This is a genomic window from Pseudomonas sp. AA-38, from assembly GCF_029457475.1.
Classification (GTDB): Bacteria; Pseudomonadota; Gammaproteobacteria; order Pseudomonadales; family Pseudomonadaceae; genus Aquipseudomonas.
Genome location: NZ_CP120359.1, coordinates 4,510,184 through 4,533,294, shown reverse-complemented (window position 1 = coordinate 4,533,294; position 23,111 = coordinate 4,510,184). Strand labels below are relative to the sequence as shown.

Below are 23,111 nucleotides of genomic sequence, written 5' to 3'. Positions count from 1 at the left end.
AACTCCTCAAGACGGCGCCCTCACGGGCGCCGCACGCATCACTACTTGTCGATGCTTACGCCATAGAAGGAGTTCAGCGCGAAGGGACTGATGCGGAAGTCATGCACTTCCTTGCGCATCGGCTGGTACACAGTGGAGTGCGCCAGCGGGGTGATGGGCACCTCGCGCTTGAGGATCACCTGCGCCTGCTGGTACAGCTCGGTGCGCTTGTCCACATCGGTGGTGCGCTTGGCGGCCTTGACCAGCTTGTCGTAGTCCTCGAAGCACCACTTGGAGAAGTTGTTGCCGTCGACCGCATCGCAGCCGTAGAGGGTGCCGAGCCAGTTGTCCGGGTCACCGTTGTCGCCGCTCCAGCCGATCAGCATGGCGTCGTGCTCGCCGGCCTTGGCACGCTTGAGGTACTCGCCCCATTCGTAGCTGACGATGCGCGCCTTGATGCCGATCTTGGCCCAGTCGGCCTGCAGCATCTCGGCGATCTGCTTGGCGTTGGGGTTGTACGGGCGCTGCACCGGCATGGCCCACAGGGTGATCTCGGTGCCTTCCTTGACGCCAGCGGCCTTGAGCAGCTCCTTGGCCTTTTCTGGATCGAAGGGCGGATCCTGGATGTCTTCGTTATACGACCACTGGGTCGGCGGCATGCCGTTGACCGCCAGTTGCCCAGAACTCTGGTACACCGCGTTGAGGATAGCCGGCTTGTTCACCGCCATGTCCAGCGCTTCGCGCACTTCCAGCTTGTCCAGCGGCGGGTGGGTGACGTTGTAGGCGATATAGCCGACGTTGAAACCGGCCTGCTCGGGCATCTGCAGGTTGGCATCCTTCTTCAGCGACTCGATGTCCGCCGGGCGCGGGAACAGGGTGACATGGCATTCGCCGGCCTTGAGCTTCTGCATGCGCACCGAGGCGTCGGTGTTGATGGCGAAGATCAGGTTGTCGATCTTCACGTCCTCGGGTTTCCAGTAGTCCTTGTTACCCTTGTAACGGATCACCGCGTCCTTCTGGTAGCGGCTGAACACGAAGGGGCCGGTACCAATGGGCTTCTGGTTGATGTCGGCGGCCTTGCCAGCCTTGAGAAGCTGGTCGGCATACTCGGCGGACTGGATCGAGGCGAAGCTCATGGCCAGGTTCTGGATGAAGGCGGCATCCACCTGGTTGAGGGTGAAGCGCACGGTCATGTCGTCTAGCTTCTCCACCTTGGCGATGTTGCTGTCCATGCCCATGTCGGTGAAGTAGGGGAACTCGCTGGGGTAGGCCTTGCGAAACGGATGACCCTTGTCGAGCATGCGCTCGAAGGTGAACAGCACGTCGTCGGCGTTGAATTCGCGGCTGGGCTTGAAGTAGTCGGTGGTGTGGAACTTCACCCCGGGGCGCAGCTTGAAGGTGTAGATCAGGCCGTCGTCCGAGACTGTCCAGCTTTCTGCCAGGCCGGGCTGAACCTTGGTGCCGCCGCGCTCGAACTGGGTCAGGCGGTTGAAGATGGTTTCCGCCGAAGCGTCGAAATCGGTGCCGGTGGTGTACAGGGCCGGATCGAAGCCGGCGGGGCTGCCCTCGGAGCAGAACACCAGGTTGGCGGCGCTGGCGAGGGGGGCGCTGGCAATCAGCCCAGCGGTAAGCAAAGCCTGGATAATGGCGTTCTTGCGCATCATGACCTCATCGTTTTTTTGCTTGTTGGCGAGGAGCCCCTTGTGAGGGCCTCCTGGCAAGCTATGCAGGGCATGTGCCTGAGGCAAGAGGCAGGCGGCGTTCAGCTCGGGTTGTGTGACGACTCTGTAACCCGTTGTCGCATTTATGAAAGAACAGCGGTGCCAGGTGGCAGAACGCCGCTATCGCTCGATAGCGGCGTTGCTTCGACATGGGGCGTGGCTCAGGGCATCTGCACTTCGATGACGCCATCGGCGCTGACCGTGACCTGGCTGGTGCCGGCTTCGATCTGCGGCGTTGGCGCTGCGTCCATGCTTTCCAGGCCCTTGGCCGCGTAGGCGCGCATGGGCATCGGCGGTTGGAAACCGCCGGTATTGAGGCTCAGGCTGACCAGCTTGTAACCCTTGCCGCCGAGCGCCTCGGTGGCCAGTTGTGCGCGTGCCTTGAAGGCGTTTACCGCGTCCTTGAGCATGGCATCTTCGCGCGCCTTGCGGGTATCGCTGGCGATGCTGAAATCCATGCCGGCCATCTTCATCGATTGCAGCAACTCGCCGGTGAGGGTGGACAGGCGGGCGAAGTCGGCGCTTTCCAGGCGCACTTCGGCGCGCTCGCGCCAGGCCGTGATCTTCTGCCCCTTGTCATCGTAGACCGGGTAACTGTTGCGGCTGCCCAGCTTGACCGCCACGCCCTTGACCTGGCGCGCCTGCTCCAGGGTCTTGTTGAGGGTGTTGGTGATCTCGGCGGCTAGCTTGGCCGGGTCGGTGTTCTGCGACTCGGTATAGAGGGCGACGTGCATCAGGTCGTGAGCCACTTCCTGATTGACCTCGGCACGCAGGGATATCTGGTTGTAGCGCGCCTCGTCGGCGAACAGGGCGCTGCTGGCCAGGCTGGCGGCAGTCAGGGCGAGGGCAGTGGCGAGGCGGGTCAGATTTCGCATGAGGCAGTTCCTTTTTCAGTGGCCGTGATGGCCGTTTCCAGAGGGTAGACGAAAGCAGTTGTGCATTCGGGTTAAACCCGCATGAGGATTTTGGTTCTGGCGGGGCTTGCCGCCAAGGTATGCGTCCGGTTGCCGCAGCGGCGGAAGGCCGCGACAGGCTTGGTTATACTCGCCTGCATTCAATGGAGTCGTCATGCTCGAACCCGTTCAGCTACTGTCCGCCAGCCGCCAGAACCTCTGGCGCCTGACCCTCATCCGTATTCTCGTGCTCGCCGCCCAGGCCGGCTCGGTGGGCCTGGCCTACAAGTCGGGCGTCCTCGCGCTGCCCTGGCTGCAGTTGTCGGTGACCCTCGGCATCTCGCTGCTGCTGTGCCTGGGCACGGCTCTGCGCCTGCGCGGGCCCTGGCCGGTCACCGAGGTGGAGTACGCGGTGCAACTGGCCTGCGACCTGATCATCCACAGCGTTCTGCTGTACTACTCAGGCGGTTCGACCAACCCCTTCGTCTCCTACTATCTGGTGCCGCTGACCATCGCTGCCGCGATTCTGCCGTGGATGTTCACCATCGCCCTCTCCGGCCTGGCCCTGACCGGCTACACCCTGCTGCTGATCTGGACGCACCCGCTGGAGCTGCCCGCCGCCCGCGAGAGCCTGCTGGTCTACGGCATGTGGCTGAGCTTCGCCCTGGCCGCTGCGCTGATCACCTTCTTCGTCGCCAAGATGGCCGAGGAACTGCGCCGCCAGGACGAAATGCGCGCCGAACGCCGCGAGGAAAGCCTGCGTGACCAGCAACTGCTGGCCGTGGCCACCCAGGCCGCTGGCGCTGCCCATGAGCTGGGCACGCCGCTGGGCACCATGAGCGTGCTGCTCAAGGAGTTGCGCCAGGAATACAGCGACAAACCGGCCCTGCAGGACGACCTGGCCCTGCTTCAGGAACAGGTCAAGCTGTGCAAGTACACCCTGCAGCAACTGGTGCGCGCCGCCGAGAATGACCGGCGCCAGGCGGTGGTGGAGCAATCCAGCGTCGAGTGGCTGGAAACCACCCTCAATCGCTGGCACCTGATGCGCCCCGAGGCCAGCTACCGCTACCAGTGTCTGGGCCGTGGTACGCCACCGCGCATCATGCCGCCGGCCGATCTCACCCAGGCGTTGCTGAACCTGCTCAACAACGCTGCCGACGCCTGCCCGGACAAGCTCGATATCCGCCTTGACTGGGACCATCAATGGCTGCGCCTGAGCATCCGCGACCATGGCGTCGGCGTGCCGCTGGCCATCGCCGAACAGCTTGGCCGGCCCTTCTTCACCACCAAGGGCAAGGGCTTCGGCCTGGGGCTGTTCCTCAGCCAGGCCAGCGTGACCCGCGCCGGCGGCACGGTTAAGCTGTATAACCACGAAGAAGGCGGCACCCTCACCGAATTGAAGTTGCCGCGTACCTACGGCGTGGCCTGACAAGGAAAACCAAGCATGAGCGAAGAATCCCTGTTCGAGGGTGAAGAACACCCGCACCTGCTGCTGGTGGACGATGATCCCACCTTTACCCGCGTCATGGCGCGCGCCATGAGCCGCCGCGGCCTGCGCGTCTCCACCGCCTCCAGCGCCGACGAGGGCCTGGCCCTGGCCAAGGAAGACCTGCCCGACTACGCCGTGGTCGACCTGAAGATGGAAGGCGACTCCGGCCTGGTGCTGCTGCCCAAGCTGCTGGAGCTGGATCCGGAAATGCGCGTGGTGATCCTCACCGGCTACTCCAGCATTGCCACGGCGGTGGAGGCGATCAAGCGTGGCGCCGCCAACTACCTGTGCAAACCGGCCGACGCCGACGACGTGCTCACCGCGTTGCTGTCACAACATGCCGACCTCGACAGCCTGGTGCCGGAAAACCCGATGTCGGTGGATCGTCTGCAGTGGGAGCACATCCAGCGCGTGCTGGCCGAGCACGAGGGCAACATTTCCGCCACCGCGCGCGCGCTGGGCATGCACCGCCGCACCCTGCAGCGCAAACTGCAGAAACGCCCGGTGCGGCGCTGAGATGTGGGATGGGCATTAGGCCGTAGGGTGGGCTTTAGCCCGCCAGCGTTGCTCGGCGTGGGCTACGCGGATCGCCGCTCGCTCTACCCTACAAGCTGGCAGGCAGGTTCCTCCGGCTTGCCCATGGCCGATAAATACTTAGCCAGCTAACATAGGTCGCCAGACCTCCCGCTGGTGTGCTTATGTTCGCCGTCGCTGCCCAAACCCTCGCCGTCACGGCCCCCGTATTCGCCATGCTGTTTCTCGGCGTGGTGCTCAAGCGTTTGCGCTGGATCGATGGTGCCTTCATCGATATCGCCTCGAGCCTGGTCTTTCGCGGCACCATGCCGACCTTGCTTTTCCTCGGAGTGGTCAAGGCCGATCTGGATACGGCGCTGCAGCCGGAACTGCTGAGCTACTTCTTCCTGGCCACCGTGGTCTCGTTCTTCGTCGCCTGGGCCTGGGCGGTCTGGCGGGTGCCGTTCGCCGAGCGCGGCATCTACACCCAGGGGGCCTTTCGCGGCAACAACGGCATCGTCGGCCTGGCCCTGGCCACCAGCATGTACGGCGACTACGGCCTGTCGGTCGGTTCCTTGCTCGCAGCGGTGGTGATCCTCTGCTACAACGCGCTTTCGGCGGTCGTCCTGGCCATCTACAGTCCAGGGGTGAAGCCCGGCATCAAGGTCATCGCCCTGAGCATCCTGAAGAACCCGCTGATCATCGGCGTGCTGCTGGCCGTGCCTTTCGCCTACTGGCAGATCCCTCTGCCGCAGTGGCTGCTGACCTCGGCGGAATATTTCGCGCAGATGACCCTGCCGCTGGCGCTGATCTGCATTGGTGGCACGCTGAGCCTGGCCTCGCTACGGCGCAGCAGTGGTGTGGCCATCGGCGCGAGCCTGATGAAGATGGTCTGGCTGCCGCTGCTGAGCACCCTGGGCGCCTGGTTGTGGGGCTTTCGCGGAGCGGATCTGGCGATCCTCTTTCTCTACTTCGCCAGCCCCACGGCCGCCGCCAGCTTCGTCATGGCCCGCGCCGTGGGCGCCAACCACGAACTGGCAGCGGCGATCATCGTCATCACCACCCTGGCGGCGGTGCTGTGCATCAACGCCGGTTTGCTGTTGTTGCAGTGGGGTGGCTGGATCTAGCAGGCTGTTGAAAAACTACCTGCGTTGGCAATACCGCGTTAAAAATGGCCTCAAAATGCTCATTTACAGCACGTAAACTGCGCTTTTTCGGCCATTTTTGCCTTGTCTTGCCTGCCTCGCCGACGTTTTTCAACGGCCTGCTAGGCTTTCAGCATTGGCCCTGGATGTTTTTTCAAGGAGAGAAAAATGGGGGATTCCGTTCATTGGTTCGTTGTGCAGTGTGCCTCCGAGGATGAGGCGCAGGTACGGGCCAGTCGAATACTGAATTGGCTGATCGAGCACAAGATAGTCGTGGCGTCACCTTGTCCCAATACCGGCCTTTATCCGCCGGGGGCCGGGGCACAGGGGTATGATCCGCGCATCGAGTACTGCGGCGTTCAGCTCGTGCCGGAGCGTACTGTGTTCCATGCCGGCGACAGTGGTCTGGATGGCTTGGCCTGTCCGAGCTGTCGGCAGGTCGCAGCCGTTGAAGCGATTGCCTGGGACGACGCTGTCGGCAGTTGGTTCGCTGGGCAAGATGATGTGACGCTGAGCTGTCCAGCCTGTAGCCACGCCAGCCGCTTGCATGACTGGCAGTTCCTGCCCATGCCTTGGGCGTTCGGTAACCTGGGGGTGGGCTTCTGTAACTGGTGGCCGGATGAAGCCCTGACCCAGGCGCTGCTCGCGGAACTGGGGGCGGACGTGCGGCAGGTTCATGCCCATGCATGACGCCTGGCATCGCTGTCGAGAGCGCAGCCTGGTTCTAGCGAAGGTCTACAGCCAGGCTGCTAGCAAGAACTGGTGCGCATAGCGCACCCTACTGTTTCTGCCATTCCTCGATCACGTCCTGCGCGGCGCGGAAGGCGTCGATGCTGGCCGGTACGCCGGCGTACACCGCGCAGTGCAGCAGGGTTTCGCGGATTTCCTCGACCGTGCAGCCGTTGTTCAGCGCGCCGCGCACGTGGCCCTTGAGTTCCTGTGGGCATTTCAGTGCGGTCAGCGCGGCCAGGGTGATCAGGCTGCGGGTCGCGCGCGGCAGGCCTTCGCGCGTCCAGACGCCGCCCCAGGCGTGCTCGTTGACGAAGTCCTGCAGCGGCTGGGTGAAGGCGCTGGCATTGCCCAGGGCGCGGTCGACAAAGTCATCGCCCATCACTTCCCTGCGCACCTGGAGGCCACGATCCTGGTCGTCGCTCATGGCTGCAGTTCCTGTCCGCGTTGCTTGTGCCAGGCGCGCACGGCGATCACCACCAGGGTGATGGCGGTCAGCGGCAGGGCATAGCCGAGCATCGCCTCGCCAAAGGTCTGCGCGAATGGGCGACCTGTGCTGAACAGCACCAGGTAGAGGGTATAAGCCACGTAGTAGGCGAGGAACAGCGCACCCTCCCAGCGGTTGATGCGGTAACCGGCGAAGAAGATCGGCAGGCAGGCCACGGCCACCGCGATCATCACCGGGAAGTCGAAGGCCAGGGCATTGGGTGATACCGCAATGGAGGCTGGTGACACCAGCGAGGCCAGACCCAGCACGCAGAGCAGGTTGAAGATGTTGCTGCCGACGATATTGCCGACGGCGATGTCGCGTTCGCCCTTGATGGCCGCCAGAATCGAAGTGGCCAACTCCGGCAGCGAGGTGCCGACGGCGACCACCGTCAAACCGATGACCAGCTCCGAAATACCCAGTGCTCGTGCAAGTGTCACGGCGCCTTCGACCAGGAAGTTGGAGCCCGCCACCAGCAGTACCAGACCGACGATGACCAGGCCAAGATTGATTGCCCAGGCGTAGGGTTTTGGCTGCTCGTCGAGGCCGAACTCCTTGGCGAACTCATCGTCCTGGCTGCCCTTGTCCTTGCGTGCGCTGTAGATCAGAAAACCGGTGTAGCTGAGCACGCCAGCGAACAGCAAAGCACCGTCGAGGCGACTCAGCTCGCCATCCCAGGCCAGGCCGAAGGTGAGCAGGCTGGCGCCGATCATGATCGGTACATCGAGGCGGATCAGTTGGCGCGAGACGATCAGCGGCGCGATCAGGGCAGTCATGCCGAGAATCAGCAAAACGTTGGCGATATTGCTGCCGACCACGTTGCCGATGGCCAGGTCGCCGCTGCCATTGAGGGCAGATTGCACGCTGACTGCGGTTTCCGGCGCGCTGGTGCCGAAAGCCACCACGGTCAGGCCGATTACCAGCGGTGGAATACCGAACTGGGCCGCCAGCTTGGCGGCGCCGCGCACCAGCACTTCGGCACCGGCCACCAGTAGCACCAGGCCGGCGATCAGGTAGACGTAGGTCATCAGGGTCATTGCAGGGAAGCTCCGAGAAAAGTGCGGCTAGTGTAGCCATGGCCTATCACGGCGCCAGAGGGGCGGCGCAGCGATTTGTTACAGGCTCTGTTCAGTCCAGCGCTTCGATACGTACCGGCGCCACGCCTGAGCGCAGCATGCCCAGGCGCTCGGCGGCGGCGCGCGATACGTCGATGATGCGCCCGCGCACGAAAGGGCCGCGGTCGTTTATGCGTACCACCACGCTGCGCTCGTTGTTCAGGTTGGTCACCCGTACCCGGGTGCCGAAGGGCAGGGTGCGGTGGGCGGCGGTCAGTGCATGCTGGTCGAAGCGCTCGCCGCTGGCGGTGCGTTTGCCATGGTGCGCCTGGGCGTAGTAGGACGCCTTGCCGGTTTCGCTGCTGCCCGCGCCGCCGCCAAAGGTGGAGCAGCCGCCGAGCAGGGCGAACGCACCGAGCAAGGCCCAGGCCTGTAGCCCGGATGCAATCCGGGGGCTGGCGATTTCCCGGATTGTATCCGGGCTACGGATCATCATCGTGCTTTCTCCAGATAGAAAGACGCCGGGCAGGCCCGGCGTCGTTTCGTTGGCTCGAGGCTCAGTCTTCGAGCTTTTTCTTCAGCAGTTCGTTCACTTGCCCCGGGTTGGCCTTGCCCTTGGAGGCCTTCATGGCCTGCCCGACGAAGAAGCCGAACATCTTGCCGCGCTTGGCTTCGTCGCTGGCGCGGTACTGCTCGACCTGCTCGGCATTGGCGGCTAGTACCTCGTCGAGCATCTTGTCGATGGCGCCGGAGTCGGTGACCTGCTTTAGGCCCTTGCTTTCGATGATGGCATCGGCGCTGCCTTCACCGGCGGCCATGGCCTCGAACACCATCTTGGCGATCTTGCCGCTGATGGTGTTGTCCTTGATGCGCAGGATCATGCCGCCCAGGTGCTCGGCGGAAACCGGCGACTGCTCGATCTCCAGGTCTTCCTTGTTGAGCAGGCTGGACAGCTCGCCCATCACCCAGTTGGCCGCCAGCTTGGCATCGCCGCAGACTTTGGCCACCTGCTCGAAGTACTCGGCCATCTCGCGGCTGGCGGAGAGCACGCTGGCGTCGTAGACAGACAGGCCGTACTGGCTCTGGAAGCGCTCGCGTTTCTGCGTCGGCAGTTCCGGCAACTGGCTGCGTACCTCGTCGAGAAAGCTCTGCTCGATCACCACCGGCAGCAGGTCGGGGCAGGGGAAGTAACGGTAGTCGTTGGCTTCTTCCTTGCCGCGCATGGAGCGGGTCTCGTCCTTGTTCGGGTCGTACAGGCGGGTTTCCTGTATGACCTTGCCGCCGTCCTCGATCAGGTCGATCTGGCGCTGGATCTCGTGGTTGATGGCCTTCTCGATAAAGCGGAAGGAATTGACGTTCTTGATCTCGGCACGGGTGCCGAAGGCTTCCTGGCCTTTCGGGCGCACGGACACGTTGCAGTCGCAGCGCAGCGAGCCTTCGGCCATGTTGCCGTCGCAGATGCCCAGGTAGCGCACCAGGGCGTGGATGGCCTTCACATAGGCCACGGCTTCCTTGGCCGAGCGGATGTCCGGCTCGGAGACGATCTCCAGCAGCGGCGTACCGGCGCGGTTGAGGTCGATGCCGCTCATGCCGTGGAAGTCTTCGTGCAGGCTCTTGCCGGCGTCCTCTTCCAGGTGCGCGCGGGTGATGCCGATGCGCTTGACGGTGCCGTCTTCCAGGGTGATGTCCAGATGGCCCTTGCCGACGATGGGGTGATCCATCTGGCTGGTCTGGTAGCCCTTGGGCAGGTCCGGGTAGAAGTAGTTCTTGCGCGCGAAGATGTTACGCGGGCCGATCTCTGCGTCGATGGCCAGGCCGAACTTGCAGGCCATGCGCACGGCTTCGGCGTTGAGCACCGGCAGGGTGCCGGGCATGCCCAGGTCGATCAGGCTGGCCTGGGTGTTGGGCTCGGCGCCGAAGCTGGTGGCGCTGGCGGAGAAAATCTTCGATTGGGTGCTGAGCTGAGCGTGTATCTCGAGCCCGATCACGGTTTCCCATTGCATCTTTAGTGTTCCTCGATCCTGTATGGCATGGACAAGCCCTCTCCCGGCGCTACGCGCCACCCTCTCCCACTCTTCATAAGCAAAGAGTGGGAGAGAGGAAAAGGCCGCATGGCTGCGCCATGGCCTAGAAGCCGCTCGGTGCTTGTTTATGCCAGTCGCTGACCTGCTGGTACTGGTGCGCGACGTTGAGCAGACGACCTTCCTGGAAATAGTTGCTGAGCAATTGCACGCCCACCGGCAGGCCATCGACGAAGCCGGCCGGCATCGACAGGCCAGGAATACCGGCCAGGTTGGCGGTGATGGTGTAGATGTCTTCCAGGTAGGCGGACACCGGGTCGGCGTTCTTCTCACCGAGTTTCCAGGCCAGGTTCGGCGTGGTCGGGCCGAGGATCACGTCGACGTCGTTGAACGCAGCGACGAAGTCGTTCTTGATCAGTCGGCGGATCTGCTGCGCCTTGATGTAGTAGGCGTCGTAGTAACCGGCGGACAGGGCGTAGGTGCCGACCATGATGCGGCGTTTGACCTCGGCACCGAAGCCTTCGCCGCGCGAACGCTTGTACAGGTCTTCGAGGTTGACCGGATTCTCGCAGCGATAGCCGAAGCGCACGCCGTCGAAGCGCGACAGGTTGGAGCTGGCCTCGGCCGGTGCGATCACGTAATAGGCCGCAATGGCGTGCTGCATGTTCGGCAGGCTGATGTCCTTGACGCTGGCGCCGAGCTTTTTCAGCTCCTCGACCACGGCCATTACCTTCTCACCGATGCGCGCGTCGAGGCCGGCACCGAAATATTCCTTGGGCAGGCCGATGCGCAGGCCAGCCAGCGGCTGAGCCAGCGCCGCCAGATAGTCGTCCACCGGCTGGTCGACGCTGGTGGAATCCTTGGCATCGAAGCCGGCCATGGTACCGAGCAGCAGGGCGCAGTCTTCGGCAGTGCGGGCCAGCGGGCTGCCCTGATCGAGGCTGGAGGCGTAGGCGATCATGCCCCAGCGCGACACGCGGCCATAGGTGGGCTTGATGCCGGTGAGGTTGGTCAGCGCCGCCGGCTGGCGGATCGAGCCGCCGGTGTCGGTGCCGGTGGCGGCCGGCAGCAGGCGCGCGGCCACGGCGGCAGCCGAGCCGCCCGAGGAGCCGCCTGGCACGCGGGTTAGATCCCAGGGGTTCTTCACCGGGCCGTAGTGGCTGGATTCGTTGGCCGAGCCCATGGCGAACTCGTCCATGTTCAGCTTGCCGAGCATGACGCTGCCGGCGGCCTTGAATTTCTCCACCACGGTGGCGTCGTAGGGCGCCTTGAAGCCGGTGAGGATCTTCGAGGCGCAGGAGGTCAGCACGCCGTTGGTGCAGAACAGATCCTTGTGGGCGATGGGGGCGCCGAGCAGGGCGCCATTCTCGCCGGCGGCGCGGCGCGCGTCGGCGGCCTTGGCCTGTTCGATGGCGATATCTTCGGTGACGGTGATGAAGCTGTTGAGCTGCGGGTCGAGCTGCTTGATGCGTGCCAGCAGGGCACGGCTCAGCTCTTCGGCGGAGAACTGCTTGGCCTCGAGGCCCTTGGCGATCTCGGCGAGGGTCAGTTGATGCATGGCGGGCCCTTTCCTTTATTCGATGACTTTCGGCACGAGGTACAGGCCGCTTTCCACGGCCGGGGCGATGGCCTGATAGGCGTCGCGCTGGTTGCTCTCGCTGACCACGTCGGCGCGCAGGCGCTGGGTGGCCTCCAACGGGTGAGCCAGGGGCTCGACACCCTGGGTGTCGACGGCCTGCATCTGGTCGATCAGGCCGAGGATGCTGTTCAGGGTTTCGGTGGTTTGCGGAATATCGCTTTCATTCAGGCCCAGGCGGGCCAGGTGGGCGATTTTTTCCACCTCGGAGCGTTCAAGCGCCATGGGGGTCTCCAGTGGAAGATTGGCAGAAAGGCTGCGCAGTACAGGCTGCAGGGAACGGATATCGCGTGCTGGCGGTCAAAGGCCGCGGCGTGCGGCTGCAAGGCCCGGAAAAACAGGCAATCTATCATATTGCCGCCTTGCTCAAAATCCCTGCCGTTGTTAGAGTTTGCCGCACTTTTTACCCGCGCGTTTTTTCCGCGTCTGACTTTTACCCACGCGTTGCCTAGGGTCCTCTCCGAATGTTCAAGAAACTGCGTGGCATGTTCTCCAGCGATCTGTCGATCGACCTGGGTACTGCCAATACCCTTATTTACGTGCGCGAGCGCGGTATCGTCCTGAACGAACCTTCCGTGGTCGCCATCCGTACCCACGGCAACCAGAAGAGCGTCGTCGCCGTCGGCACCGAGGCCAAGCGCATGCTCGGCCGTACCCCTGGCAACATTTCCGCGATTCGCCCCATGAAGGACGGCGTGATCGCCGATTTCAGCGTCTGCGAGAAGATGCTGCAGTACTTCATCAACAAGGTGCACGAGAACAGCTTCCTGCAGCCCTCGCCGCGCGTGCTGATCTGCGTGCCGTGCAAGTCGACCCAGGTGGAGCGTCGTGCCATTCGTGAATCCGCTCTGGGCGCCGGTGCCCGCGAGGTATTCCTGATCGAAGAGCCGATGTCCGCCGCCATCGGCGCCGGCCTGCCGGTGGAGGAAGCCCGTGGTTCGATGGTCGTCGATATCGGCGGCGGCACCACCGAGATCGCCCTGATCTCCCTCAATGGCGTGGTCTATGCCGAATCCGTCCGCGTTGGCGGCGACCGTTTCGACGAAGCCATCATCACCTACGTGCGCCGCAACTACGGCTCGCTGATCGGTGAAGGCACCGCCGAGCGCATCAAGCAGGAAATCGGCACCGCTTACCCGGGCGGCGAGATCCGTGAGGTGGACGTGCGTGGCCGCAACCTGGCTGAGGGCGTACCGCGCAGCTTCACCCTCAATTCCAACGAAGTGCTCGAAGCACTGCAGGAATCCCTGGCGGCCATCGTGCAGTCGGTCAAGAGCGCCCTGGAGCAGTCGCCGCCCGAGCTGGCCTCGGACATCGCCGAGCGCGGCCTGGTGCTGACCGGCGGTGGCGCGCTGCTGCGTGACCTGGACAAGCTGCTCTCCCAGGAAACCGGCCTGCCGGTGATCGTCGCCGAAGACCCGCTGACCTGCGTCGCCCGCGGTGGCGGCAAGGCGCTGGAGATGATGGATCGCCATGCCATGGACCTGCTCTCCACCGAGTGAGTGGTGCTGCCTTGGTTCGCTTGTCGTGCCGCCTCCGGGCGGCACGCGCACATTCAAGCATTGCAGTACACTCGGCCCTATTTCCGCTGACTGGTTCGCCGTACGCATGATTTCGCGCGCTGTTCAATCCACTGGCGCCCAAGGAGCAGGTCATTAAGCCGCTCTTCGCCAAAGGCCCCTCGCTGGGTATCCGCCTGCTGGTGTTTGCCGTGCTGTCGGCTGCGCTGATGGTGGTAGATGCGCGCTTCGATGCGCTCAAGCCAGTGCGCAGCCAGATGGGCCTGGTGCTCACGCCCTTCTACTGGATGGCCGACCTACCGGTGCGTGCCTGGGAGAATGCCACGCAGCAGATCTCCTCGCGCAACGAGCTGATGGCCGAGAACGAGAAGCTCAAGGCCGAAGCCCTGCTGCTGCAACGTCGCCTGCAGAAACTGGCCACGCTCACCGAGCAGAACGTGCGCTTGCGCGAACTGCTCAATTCCGCCGCGCTGGTGGACGAGGACGTGCTGGTCAGCGAGCTGATCGGTGTCGACCCCAACCCCTATACCCACCGCATCCTCATCGACAAGGGTGAGAAGGATGGCGTGTTCCTCGGCCAGCCGGTGCTCGATGCCCGCGGGCTGATGGGCCAGGTGGTGGAAATCATGCCCTACACCGCGCGCGTGCTGCTGATCACCGACACCACCCACAGCATTCCGGTACAGGTCAACCGCAATGGCCTACGCGCCATCGCCGTCGGCACCGGCAACCCTGAGAGCCTGGAACTGCGCCATGTCGCCGATACCGCCGACATCAAGGAAGGCGACCTGCTGGTCAGCTCCGGTATGGGCCAGCGCTTTCCGGCGGGTTATCCGGTGGCCACGGTCAAGCAGGTCATCCACGATTCCGGCCAACCATTCGCCATCGTCCGCGCCACGCCGACCGCTGCGCTGAACCGCAGCCGTTACCTGCTGCTGGTGTTCTCCGATCGGCGCACCCCGGAGCAGCGCGCCACCGATTCGGCCGAGGCTCAGGAGGCCGCCGACCGCGAGGCCGAGCAGGGGCGCACGCCGGCCCCGGCTGCCGAGGCCGCCGCGCCGGCCGCGGGCGCACCCGCTCAGGAGGCCCACTGATGGTCGCAAGCCAAGCACGCAATGGCTGGGTGATCTGGCTCAGCCTGGCCATCGGCCTGTTGCTCAGCGTATCGCCCATGCCGGAATTCATGCAGATCGGCCGGCCCTTGTGGGTTGCACTGTTTCTCACCTATTGGGTGCTGGCGTTGCCGCAGCGCGTCGGCATGACCACCGCCTGGATACTCGGCCTGGCGCAGGACGTGCTGTTCGGCACGCTGTTGGGGCAGAACGCGCTGATCCTGACCCTGATCACTTTCCTGGTGCTGAGCCTGCATCAGCGCCTGCGCATGTTCCCCATGTGGCAGCAGAGCATGGTATTGCTGGTGGTGTTCGGCCTGGCGCAACTGGTGCAGCTATGGCTCAACGCCCTGACCGGCAACCGCCCGCCGACCTTGGCGTTCATTCTGCCTGCCGTGGTCAGTGCGCTGCTCTGGCCCTGGGTGTGCGTCGCCCTGCGTAGCCTGCACCTGCGCCTCAACGTCAACTGAGCGCGACCCGCCTCCGGGCCGGTCGCGGTTCGCCAAGGGAGATACCCGCATGGCCGAGCTGTTCCTGGCCTCCGCTTCGCCCCGCCGTCGTGAACTGTTGGTCCAGATCGGCGTGCCCTGCGTCACGCAAATCGCCTCGATAGATGAAACCCCATTGCCAGATGAGCTGCCAAAGGCCTATGTAGAGCGCCTGGCTCGGGAAAAGGCGCGCGCCGGCCTGCAGGCGCTGGGCGCGCCTGCCGATGCCGTGGTGCTGGGTGCGGATACCAGCGTGGTGATCGATGACGAGATTCTTGGCAAACCGCAGGATTTCGCCGACTTTCAGCAGATGTTGCGCAGGCTGTCCGCACGTACTCATCAGGTGATGACGGCCGTGGCCCTGGTCAGTCGAGAGCGTGAGGTGGCGCAGGTGGTGAGCAGCGATGTCACCTTTCGTGCCCTGAGCGAGGCCGAGATCGCGGCCTACTGGGCCAGTGGCGAGCCCTGCGACAAGGCCGGTGGTTATGGTATTCAAGGGTTGGCGGCAGTGTTCGTCAGTCGCATCGAGGGCAGTTACTCGGCGGTGGTCGGCCTGCCGCTGTGCGAAACGGCGCAATTGCTGGGCGATTTCGGCATCGCCTGCTGGCAAACTCGGCCCGCGACTTAAACTTTCTGCCACGCCGAGCGGGCAGCTAATCCATCAGGACGGATGCATGAGCGAAGAGATTCTGATCAATATCACGCCGATGGAGTCGCGCGTGGCGGTGGTGGAAAACGGCGTTCTGCAGGAAGTGCACGTCGAGCGCACGCAGAAGCGTGGCATCGTCGGCAACATTTACAAGGGCAAGGTGGTGCGGGTGTTGCCGGGCATGCAGGCGGCCTTCGTCGATATCGGCCTGGAACGCGCCGCCTTCATCCATGCTTCGGAAATCTCCACTCGTGAGGGCTCGGCGGTGGAGCCGATCAGCGCCCTGGTGCACGAAGGCCAGAGCCTGGTGGTGCAGGTGACCAAGGATCCCATCGGCAGCAAGGGTGCGCGCCTGACCACGCAACTGTCGATTCCCTCGCGTTATCTGGTGTACATGCCGCGCACCAGCCACCTGGGCATTTCCCTGAAGATCGAGGACGAGGCCGAGCGTGAGCGCCTCAAGCGGGTGGTCGCCGATTGCGTGGCCGCCGAGGGTATCGAGGAGGCCGGCGGCTTCATCCTGCGTACCGCGGCCGAAGGCGCCGGGGCCGATGAAATCCTCATCGACATCCGCTACCTGCGTCGCCTGTGGGACCAGATCGGCGCGCAGATCCAGAGCGCCAAGGCGCCCAGCGTGATCTACGAGGATCTGTCGCTGGCATTGCGCACCCTGCGTGACCTGGTCAGCCTGCGTACCGAGAAGATCCGCGTCGACTCGCGGGAAACCTTCGGCAAGATCACGCAGTTCGTCGCCGAACTGATGCCGGAAATCGCCGACCGCCTGGAGCACTATCCGGGGGAGCGGCCGATCTTCGACCTGTACGGCGTCGAGGACGAGATCCAGCGGGCGTTGGAGCGCAAGGTGCCGCTCAAGTCCGGCGGTTATCTGGTGGTGGATCCGGCCGAGGCGATGACCACCATCGACGTCAACACCGGCGCCTTCGTCGGCCATCGCACCCTCGAAGAAACCATCTTCAAGACCAACCTGGAAGCGGCCACGGCCATCGCTCGGCAACTGCGCCTGCGCAACCTGGGTGGCATCATCATCATCGACTTCATCGACATGATCGACGAAGAGCACCAGCGCCAGGTTTTACGCACTCTGGAGAAGCAGCTCGAACGCGATCATGCCAAGACCAACATCATCGGCATCACCGAACTGGGTTTGGTGCAGATGACCCGCAAGCGCACCCGCGAGAGCCTCGAACAGATTCTCTGCGAGCCCTGCAGCGCCTGCCAGGGACGCGGCAAATTGAAGACGGCGGAAACCATCTGTTACGAAATCTTCCGCGAGATCCTGCGCGAGGCCCGCGCCTACCAGGCGGAAAGCTACCGGGTGCTGGCCAACCAGAAGGTGGTCGATCGCCTGCTGGATGAGGAATCGGGCAACGTCGCCGACCTCGAGGCCTTCATCGGCCGCACCATCAAGTTTCAGGTGGAAAGCATGTACTCCCAGGAACAGTACGATGTGGTGCTGCTCTGAGCGTGGGGGTTGAGATGAATCGTCTCGCAGTTCTGCTGGCCACGCTGCTGCGCTGGGGCCTGGGCCTGTGCGCGGCGTTGCTGGTACTGGCCGCGCTCTATGTCAGCCTGGGTCGCCAACTGCTGCCATTGGTGGCCGAGTACCGCCTGGAACTGGAGGATCGCGCCAGCGCCGAGCTGGGCATGCCGGTGCGCATCGGCCGTCTGGAGGGGCGCTGGCAGGGCTTTGCCCCCTTGCTGGTGGCCCATGATGTCGAACTGGGCGCCGCTGGCGAAGGGCTGAGCCTGGATCAGGTGCAGGTGATTCCCGACGTGCTGGCCAGCCTGCTGGCGCGTGCGCCGCGTCTCGCCCACCTGCAGGTGCAAGGCTTGCAGCTCGACCTGCGCGAGGACGAGCAGGGCGCCTGGCACCTGCGCGGCATGCCGCAACGGGCGACTCCCTCGTTGGACGTGGCGCAGCTACTCGAACGCTTGCAGGTGCTGCAGCGCGCCACCCTGCTCGACAGCCGTGTGGTGCTGCAGCCCTACCAGCACGAGCCGCTGCTGTTCAGCTATGTCAACCTGAGCCTGCGTTACGGTGGTTCCAGCCAGCGACTCGATGGCCGTTTCCTGCTACCCGATGGCCAGCCGGTGGCGCTGCGTCTGCGCACTCGCATGCAGCCACAGCACTGGCGCGAGGCGGCCTCCGAGCTTTACCTCAGCCTGCCGCAGAGCGACTGGGCCACCTGGCTGCCGCCGCGTCTGACCGGCGACTGGCACCTGCAACGCCTGCAGGGCGGTGGCGAACTGTGGCTGACCGCGCAGGGTACTCAGGTGCAGCGCGGCGCCCTGCGCGTGCACGCGCCGCAGGTGCAGGTCGGCTATGCCAAGCGCGCACCGCTGAGCCTCGAGGATCTGGCCTTCAACGCCTTCTTCGAGCAGGACGACGATGGCCTCACCGCGCAGATCGACTCCTTGGCGCTGACGCACGGACAGCAGCGCCTCGGCGAGCTGCACATCGGGCTGTCGCGCCGTGGCGAGGCCGATCAGCCACATTGGGCGCTCACCGCCGATCATCTCGACCTGGCCGCCTGGGCGCCGCTGGTGGCAGCCCTGGCGCCCATGCCGGAGGCCGGCGAGCAGGCGCTGGCGGGCTTGGCGCCGGTCGGCACGGTGAGCAATCTGTCGCTCGACTATTTCCCGGTGGCCAGCGGCGCCGAGCGCCTCAAGTTCGCCGCCAATCTCGAGCGTGTGGGCGTATCGGCCTATCAAGGCGCGCCGGCCGTGGAAAACGTCACCGGTAGCGTCTCGGGTGATCTAGAGAATGGCGAGCTGCGCCTGAATGCCGATGATTTCGCCCTGCACCTCGATCATCTGTTTCCCGAGCCCTGGCGTTACCGTCACGCCCAGGCGCGGTTGACCTGGCAATGGAACGCGCAGGGGCTGACTCTGGCCAGCCCTTACATGCGTGTGGAGGGCGAGGAAGGGCAACTCGCCGGCGATATGCTCATCCGCCTGATGAGCGATCCCGAGGCCGAGGACTACATGGATTTGCGCGTGGGCCTGCGCGATGGCGATGCCGCCTATACTCGCAAGTACCTGCCGACCCGTTCGACGGCCATGAACGAAGCGCTCGCCCACTGGCTGCAGACGGCGATCAAGGGCGGCAAGGTGCAGGAGGGCTACTTCCAGTACCAGGGCTCGATCAACAAGGGGGCGCCGCGTGAAGCCCACAGCATGAGCCTGTTCTTCCGCGTCAGCGATGCCGAGCTGGCCTTCCAGCCTGGCTGGCCGGCACTGCGCGAGGGGCGTGCCGATGTGCTGATCGAGCCGGATGCGGTGCGCGTGCGCCTGCAACAGGGGCGCCTGCTCGACAGCCAGGTGACTGACGTCGCTGCCGATATCGCCCTGTTGCACGACGGCAAGCCGCCGCACCTGAAACTCGAAGGCCAGGTGCAGAGTAGCCTGCCCGACGCCCTCAAGCTGCTGCAGGAGGCGCCGCTGGGTACCCAGCAGATATTCGCCGGTTGGCGCGGCGAAGGCCCGCTGAGCGGGCGTCTGCAACTGGACATCCCCTTGCAGAAAGGCCCGGCACCTGGCGTGGTGGTCGACTTCGCCAGCGAAGGGGCGAGCCTGACGATGGCCAACCCCGATCTGCAGCTCAAGCGGATCCAGGGGGCGTTTCGTTTCGACAGCGCCAAGGGCCTCAGTGCACCTGAAGTGAGTGCCGAGGTGTTCGGCCGACCGCTCAGCGGCCGCATCAGCGCCGACGGCTCGCGTGGCCAGGCACGCACCCGCTTCGATCTGCGCGGCCAGGTGGAGGTCGCCGCCCTGCAGCAATGGCTCAAGGCACCGCCGAGCCTGCCCGTGAGCGGGCTGCTGCCCTATCGGCTGCGCCTGACGCTGGCGGGCGATGACAGCCAGTTGCGGGTCGACTCCAATCTGCGTGGCGTGGCCATCGAGCTACCGGCGCCGTTCGGCAAGGCGGCCAGCGAGGAGCGTTATGCCGACTGGCGCATGACCCTCTCCGGCAATGAGCGGCGCTATTGGGCGCAATACGCCGAGCTGGCCAGCCTGAGCCTGGCGGCGCCGCCGGGCGCCCTGGCCGAAGGCCGCGGTGAGCTGCTGCTGGGCAACACCACGGCGACCCTGCCGAGCCAGCCGGGCCTGCGCCTGCGCGGGCATCTGGACGAGCTGGACTGGGACGCCTGGCAGGGCGTGTTGAGCAAGCACCAGGTGGCGGTCGACGAGCAGAGCCAGCGCCTGTTCCGAGGCGCGCAACTGGATATCGACCTGTTCCGTGGCTTTGGTCAGGAGATCCAGGGGCTGAGTGTAGGTTTGCGCCGGCAAGGCAAGGCCTGGGCGTTGCAGCTCGACAGCGAGCTGGCCGGCGGGCTCGTGCTGTTGCCCGATGCCGAGGCCACGCCGATAACCGCCGACCTGCAGCATCTGCGCCTGCCTGCTGCCGACCCGAGCGTTGCCAAGCAGGCCGATGCCCCCGACCCTCTGGGCGATTTTGACCTGCGGCGGATTCCGGCTCTGGATATCCGTATCGACCAGGTCTGGCGTGGCGACAAACTGCTCGGTGCCTGGTCGCTGAAGGTGCGGCCGGAGGAGCAAGGGGTGCGTTTCGAGGATCTCGACCTCGATCTGCAAGGGCTGAAGATCGGTGGCAGCGCCGGTTGGCGCGGCACGCCGGGTAATACCAGCAGTTGGTACAAGGGGCGCGTGCAGGGCGAAGACCTGGGCAAGGTGTTGCTGGCCTGGGACTTCGCACCGAGCGTGACCAGTGAACGCTTCCGCGTGGATGTCGATGGTCGCTGGCCTGGATCGCCCGCCTGGCTCTCGCTCAAGCGTTTCTCCGGCAACCTCGATCCGTCCCTGCGCAAGGGGCAGTTCGTCGAGGTGCAGGGCTCGGCGCAGGCCCTGCGCGTATTCGGCCTGCTCAACTTCAATTCCATCGGCCGCCGTCTGCGTCTGGACTTTTCCGACCTGCTGGGCAAGGGCCTGAGTTACGACCGGGTCAAGGGCAACCTGCAGGCTACCGACGGCCTGTTCGTCACCCGGGAGCCCATCACCCTGACCGGCCCTTCGAGCAACCTGGAACTCGATGGCAAGCTCGACATGCGCAACGAACAGATCGATGCCAAGCTGCTGGTGACCCTGCCGGTGACCAACAACTTGCCATTGGCTGCCCTGATCGTCGGGGCACCGGCCATCGGTGGTGCGCTGTTCGTCGTCGACAAACTGCTGGGCGACAAGGTGGCCCGCTTCGCCAGCGTGCAGTACGACGTCAAGGGGCCCCTGCAGAATCCCGAGATCACCTTCGACAAACCCTTTGAAAAACCGCAATGAGGTCGCGTCTTGGCGTACCCTGGGGCAACCCTAAGCCATGAGCCCAGCCATGAACCTCGCCGTGATCCAGATGGTCAGCCAGGACGACGTACAAACCAACCTGCGCCTGGCGCGGCGCATGCTGGAGCGTGCCGCCCAGGGCGGGGCGCGCCTCGCCGTACTGCCCGAGAACTTCGCCGCCATGGGCCGCCGTGACCTCGCTGCCATCGGTCGTGCCGAGGCCTTGGGCGAGGGGCCGATCCTGCCCTGGTTGCAACGCGCCGCCCGTGACCTCAGCTTGTGGATAGTGGCCGGCACCTTGCCGTTGCCACCGGATGATGATGCCGAAGGCAAGCCGCGCGCCTGTTCGCTGCTGATCGACGAGCAGGGCGAGCGTGCAGCTCGCTATGACAAGCTGCACCTGTTCGATGTCGACGTGGCCGATAACCGTGGCCGTTACCGTGAGTCGGATGATTTCGCCCATGGTCAGCGTGTGGTGGTGGCGGATACTCCGGTGGGGCGCCTGGGCCTGACGGTGTGCTACGACCTGCGCTTCCCCGAGCTGTTCGCGCTGCTGCGCGACGCCGGCGCCGAGCTGATCAGCGTGCCTGCGGCCTTCACTGCCGTGACCGGTGCAGCGCACTGGCAGGTGCTGACCCGCGCCCGCGCCATCGAGACCCAGTGTTATGTGCTGGCGGCCGGGCAGGGTGGCGAGCATCCGGGATCGCGGCTGACCTTCGGCCATTCGGCGATCATCGATCCCTGGGGTAAGGTGTTGGTCGAACAGGATCAGGGCGAGGGCGCCTTGCTGGCCGCCCGTGATGCCGCTGAACAGGCGGCCATTCGTCAACGCATGCCGGTGCAGCAGCACCGCCGATTCGATTTGTCGGACGTTCCCGCGTCCGTTGTGGAGTGACCATGAATACGATGTTGCAATCCGTCAGCGAGCACCTGCTCGCCCCCGGCAATCTCACGCTCGACAGTCTCGGCAGCGTGCTCGGCGAGGTCGCCGGGCCGGGCATCGATGCCGCCGATCTGTACTTCCAGAGCCAGGTATCGGAAACCTGGGTATTGGAAGACGGCATCGTCAAGGAAGGCAGTTTCAACCTCGATCAGGGCGTTGGCGTGCGTGCCCAGTCCGGTGAGAAGACGGGATTTGCCTACAGCAACGCCATCAGCCTCGATGCGCTGAACCAGGCAGCCCGTGCCGCGCGTTCGATCTCGCGCGCCGGCCAGCAGGGCCGCGTGCAGGCCTTCGTCAGCCCGCAGGTGAGCCAGCTCTACGGCGAAGACAATCCGCTGGATGTGATGAGCCGAGCGGAGAAAGTGGAGTTGCTGCAGCGTATCGACCGCGCCACGCGGGCGCTCGATCCGCGCATCAAGCAGGTCACCGTGAGCCTGGCCGGTGTCTGGGATCGCATTCTGGTGGCCGCCCATGACGGCAGCCTCAGCGCCGACATCCGCCCGCTGGTGCGCTTCAACGTCAGCGTCATCGTCGAGCACAACGGCCGTCGCGAGCGCGGCGGCCATGGCGGTGGCGGGCGCACCGATTACCGCTATTTCCTCGAAGAAGACCGCGCCATGGGCTATGCCCGCGAGGCGCTGCGCCAGGCATTGGTCAACCTCGAAGCCATTGCCGCGCCGGCCGGCACCCTGCCGGTGGTGATGGGCGCCGGCTGGTCCGGCGTGCTGCTGCACGAAGCGGTCGGCCATGGTCTGGAGGGGGATTTCAACCGAAAGGGCAGTTCGGCCTACAGCGGCAAGATCGGGCAGAAGGTGGCGTCGAGCCTGTGCACCATTGTCGACGATGGCACATTGACCGGGCGACGCGGTTCGCTCAGTGTCGATGACGAAGGCACGCCGACCCAGTGCACCACGCTGATCGAGAACGGTGTGCTCAAGGGCTACATGCAGGACAAGCTCAACGCCCGCCTGATGGGCGTGGCCGCCACCGGCAATGGCCGCCGCGAGTCCTACGCGCACCTGCCGATGCCGCGCATGACCAATACCTACATGCTGGCCGGCGCGAGCGAGCCGGAGGAAATCATCCGTTCGGTGAAGAAGGGCATCTACTGCGCCAATCTCGGCGGCGGCCAGGTGGACATCACCAGCGGCAAATTCGTCTTTTCCACCAGCGAGGCCTACCTGATCGAGGACGGCAAGATCACCGCGCCGGTCAAGGGCGCCACCCTGATCGGCAATGGCCCGGAGGCCATGAGCCGGGTGTCCATGGTCGGCAACGACCTGGCTCTGGACAGCGGTGTCGGCACCTGCGGCAAGGACGGCCAGTCGGTGCCGGTGGGCGTCGGCCAGCCGACGCTGAAGATCGACGCGATAACAGTCGGTGGAACCGGCGCATGAGGCAGCTTCAAGCTGCAA

At 64.8% G+C, this 23,111-nt stretch carries 20 protein-coding genes; 12 read left to right on the top strand and 8 right to left on the bottom strand.

Translation table 11 applies throughout. The features are described 5' to 3' along the window. Positions 1-41 precede the first annotated feature (41 nt). Positions 42-1,640 (bottom strand): ABC transporter substrate-binding protein, encoded by a 1,599-nt coding sequence (locus tag PVE35_RS20875; RefSeq protein ID WP_277374915.1) that lies wholly within the window; start codon positions 1,638-1,640, stop codon positions 42-44. A gap of 221 nt (positions 1,641-1,861) precedes the next feature. After that, positions 1,862-2,575 (bottom strand): SIMPL domain-containing protein, encoded by a 714-nt coding sequence (locus tag PVE35_RS20870; protein ID WP_277372851.1) that lies wholly within the window; start codon positions 2,573-2,575, stop codon positions 1,862-1,864. A 193-nt stretch (positions 2,576-2,768) separates the two neighbouring features. Here PVE35_RS20870 and PVE35_RS20865 point away from each other — a divergent pair, with 193 nt between their 5' ends. The 4 genes from PVE35_RS20865 (at position 2,769) to PVE35_RS20850 (ending at position 6,430) form a co-directional block, all read left to right on the top strand. Then, positions 2,769-4,022, top strand: a complete 1,254-nt coding sequence (locus PVE35_RS20865; RefSeq protein WP_277372850.1) for an ATP-binding protein — start codon at positions 2,769-2,771, stop codon at positions 4,020-4,022. A 15-nt stretch (positions 4,023-4,037) separates the two neighbouring features. Further along, positions 4,038-4,598 (top strand): response regulator transcription factor, encoded by a 561-nt coding sequence (locus PVE35_RS20860; RefSeq protein WP_268178992.1) that lies wholly within the window; start codon positions 4,038-4,040, stop codon positions 4,596-4,598. Between the two features lie 182 nt (positions 4,599-4,780). After that, positions 4,781-5,722 (top strand): AEC family transporter, encoded by a 942-nt coding sequence (locus PVE35_RS20855; RefSeq protein WP_268178991.1) that lies wholly within the window; start codon positions 4,781-4,783, stop codon positions 5,720-5,722. 186 nt (positions 5,723-5,908) lie between these two features. Continuing rightward, complete coding sequence (locus PVE35_RS20850; RefSeq protein ID WP_277372849.1) at positions 5,909-6,430, top strand: hypothetical protein; 522 nt, start codon at positions 5,909-5,911, stop codon at positions 6,428-6,430. A gap of 88 nt (positions 6,431-6,518) precedes the next feature. Here PVE35_RS20850 and PVE35_RS20845 read toward each other — a convergent pair whose 3' ends face one another. The 6 genes from PVE35_RS20845 to gatC form a co-directional block, all read right to left on the bottom strand. Continuing rightward, the gene (locus tag PVE35_RS20845) at positions 6,519-6,896 is read right to left on the bottom strand and encodes a carboxymuconolactone decarboxylase family protein (protein ID WP_277372848.1); all 378 of its coding nucleotides are present in this window, start codon (positions 6,894-6,896) and stop codon (positions 6,519-6,521) included. Continuing rightward, the gene (locus PVE35_RS20840; RefSeq protein ID WP_268178988.1) at positions 6,893-7,993 is read right to left on the bottom strand and encodes a calcium/sodium antiporter; all 1,101 of its coding nucleotides are present in this window, start codon (positions 7,991-7,993) and stop codon (positions 6,893-6,895) included. Before PVE35_RS20840 ends, PVE35_RS20845 begins: the two co-directional genes overlap by 4 nt. A 91-nt stretch (positions 7,994-8,084) precedes the next feature. Continuing rightward, on the bottom strand, positions 8,085-8,507 hold the full coding sequence (locus PVE35_RS20835) for a septal ring lytic transglycosylase RlpA family protein (protein WP_277372847.1): 423 nt from the start codon (positions 8,505-8,507) through the stop codon (positions 8,085-8,087). Between the two features lie 61 nt (positions 8,508-8,568). Further along, positions 8,569-10,014: an Asp-tRNA(Asn)/Glu-tRNA(Gln) amidotransferase subunit GatB gene (gene gatB, locus PVE35_RS20830; RefSeq protein ID WP_277372846.1), complete on the bottom strand. Its 1,446-nt coding sequence runs from the start codon at positions 10,012-10,014 to the stop codon at positions 8,569-8,571. Between the two features lie 124 nt (positions 10,015-10,138). Next, positions 10,139-11,590 (bottom strand): Asp-tRNA(Asn)/Glu-tRNA(Gln) amidotransferase subunit GatA, encoded by a 1,452-nt coding sequence (gene gatA / locus PVE35_RS20825; RefSeq protein ID WP_277372845.1) that lies wholly within the window; start codon positions 11,588-11,590, stop codon positions 10,139-10,141. 15 nt (positions 11,591-11,605) lie between these two features. Continuing rightward, a complete protein-coding gene (gatC, locus tag PVE35_RS20820; protein ID WP_268178984.1) occupies positions 11,606-11,893 on the bottom strand; it encodes an Asp-tRNA(Asn)/Glu-tRNA(Gln) amidotransferase subunit GatC in 288 nt (95 codons plus the stop codon). A gap of 239 nt (positions 11,894-12,132) precedes the next feature. On the opposite strand from gatC, the gene mreB reads away from it, so the two are divergent. The 8 genes from mreB to tldD all read left to right on the top strand — a co-directional run bounded on the left by mreB (position 12,133) and on the right by tldD (position 23,093). Beyond that, entirely contained in the window at positions 12,133-13,170 is a 1,038-nt protein-coding gene (gene mreB / locus PVE35_RS20815; RefSeq protein WP_268178983.1) for a rod shape-determining protein MreB, read from the top strand. A 200-nt stretch (positions 13,171-13,370) separates the two neighbouring features. Beyond that, a complete protein-coding gene (mreC, locus tag PVE35_RS20810) occupies positions 13,371-14,282 on the top strand; it encodes a rod shape-determining protein MreC (protein WP_268178982.1) in 912 nt (303 codons plus the stop codon). Further along, a complete protein-coding gene (mreD, locus tag PVE35_RS20805) occupies positions 14,279-14,770 on the top strand; it encodes a rod shape-determining protein MreD (protein ID WP_268184381.1) in 492 nt (163 codons plus the stop codon). Before mreC ends, mreD begins: the two co-directional genes overlap by 4 nt. Positions 14,771-14,819: 49 nt before the next feature. Continuing rightward, positions 14,820-15,416 carry a Maf family protein gene (locus tag PVE35_RS20800; protein WP_268178981.1) on the top strand — a complete coding sequence of 199 codons (597 nt, stop codon included), beginning with the start codon at positions 14,820-14,822 and terminating at the stop codon, positions 15,414-15,416. A gap of 46 nt (positions 15,417-15,462) precedes the next feature. Continuing rightward, positions 15,463-16,920, top strand: coding sequence for a ribonuclease G (rng, locus tag PVE35_RS20795; protein ID WP_268178980.1), 1,458 nt, complete (start codon positions 15,463-15,465; stop codon positions 16,918-16,920). A gap of 14 nt (positions 16,921-16,934) precedes the next feature. Beyond that, a complete protein-coding gene (locus tag PVE35_RS20790) occupies positions 16,935-20,753 on the top strand; it encodes a YhdP family protein (protein ID WP_277372844.1) in 3,819 nt (1,272 codons plus the stop codon). A 49-nt stretch (positions 20,754-20,802) separates the two neighbouring features. Next, a complete protein-coding gene (locus PVE35_RS20785; RefSeq protein ID WP_277372843.1) occupies positions 20,803-21,648 on the top strand; it encodes a carbon-nitrogen hydrolase family protein in 846 nt (281 codons plus the stop codon). Between the two features lie 2 nt (positions 21,649-21,650). Beyond that, positions 21,651-23,093: a metalloprotease TldD gene (gene tldD, locus PVE35_RS20780; protein ID WP_277372842.1), complete on the top strand. Its 1,443-nt coding sequence runs from the start codon at positions 21,651-21,653 to the stop codon at positions 23,091-23,093. Positions 23,094-23,111: the final 18 nt, after the last annotated feature.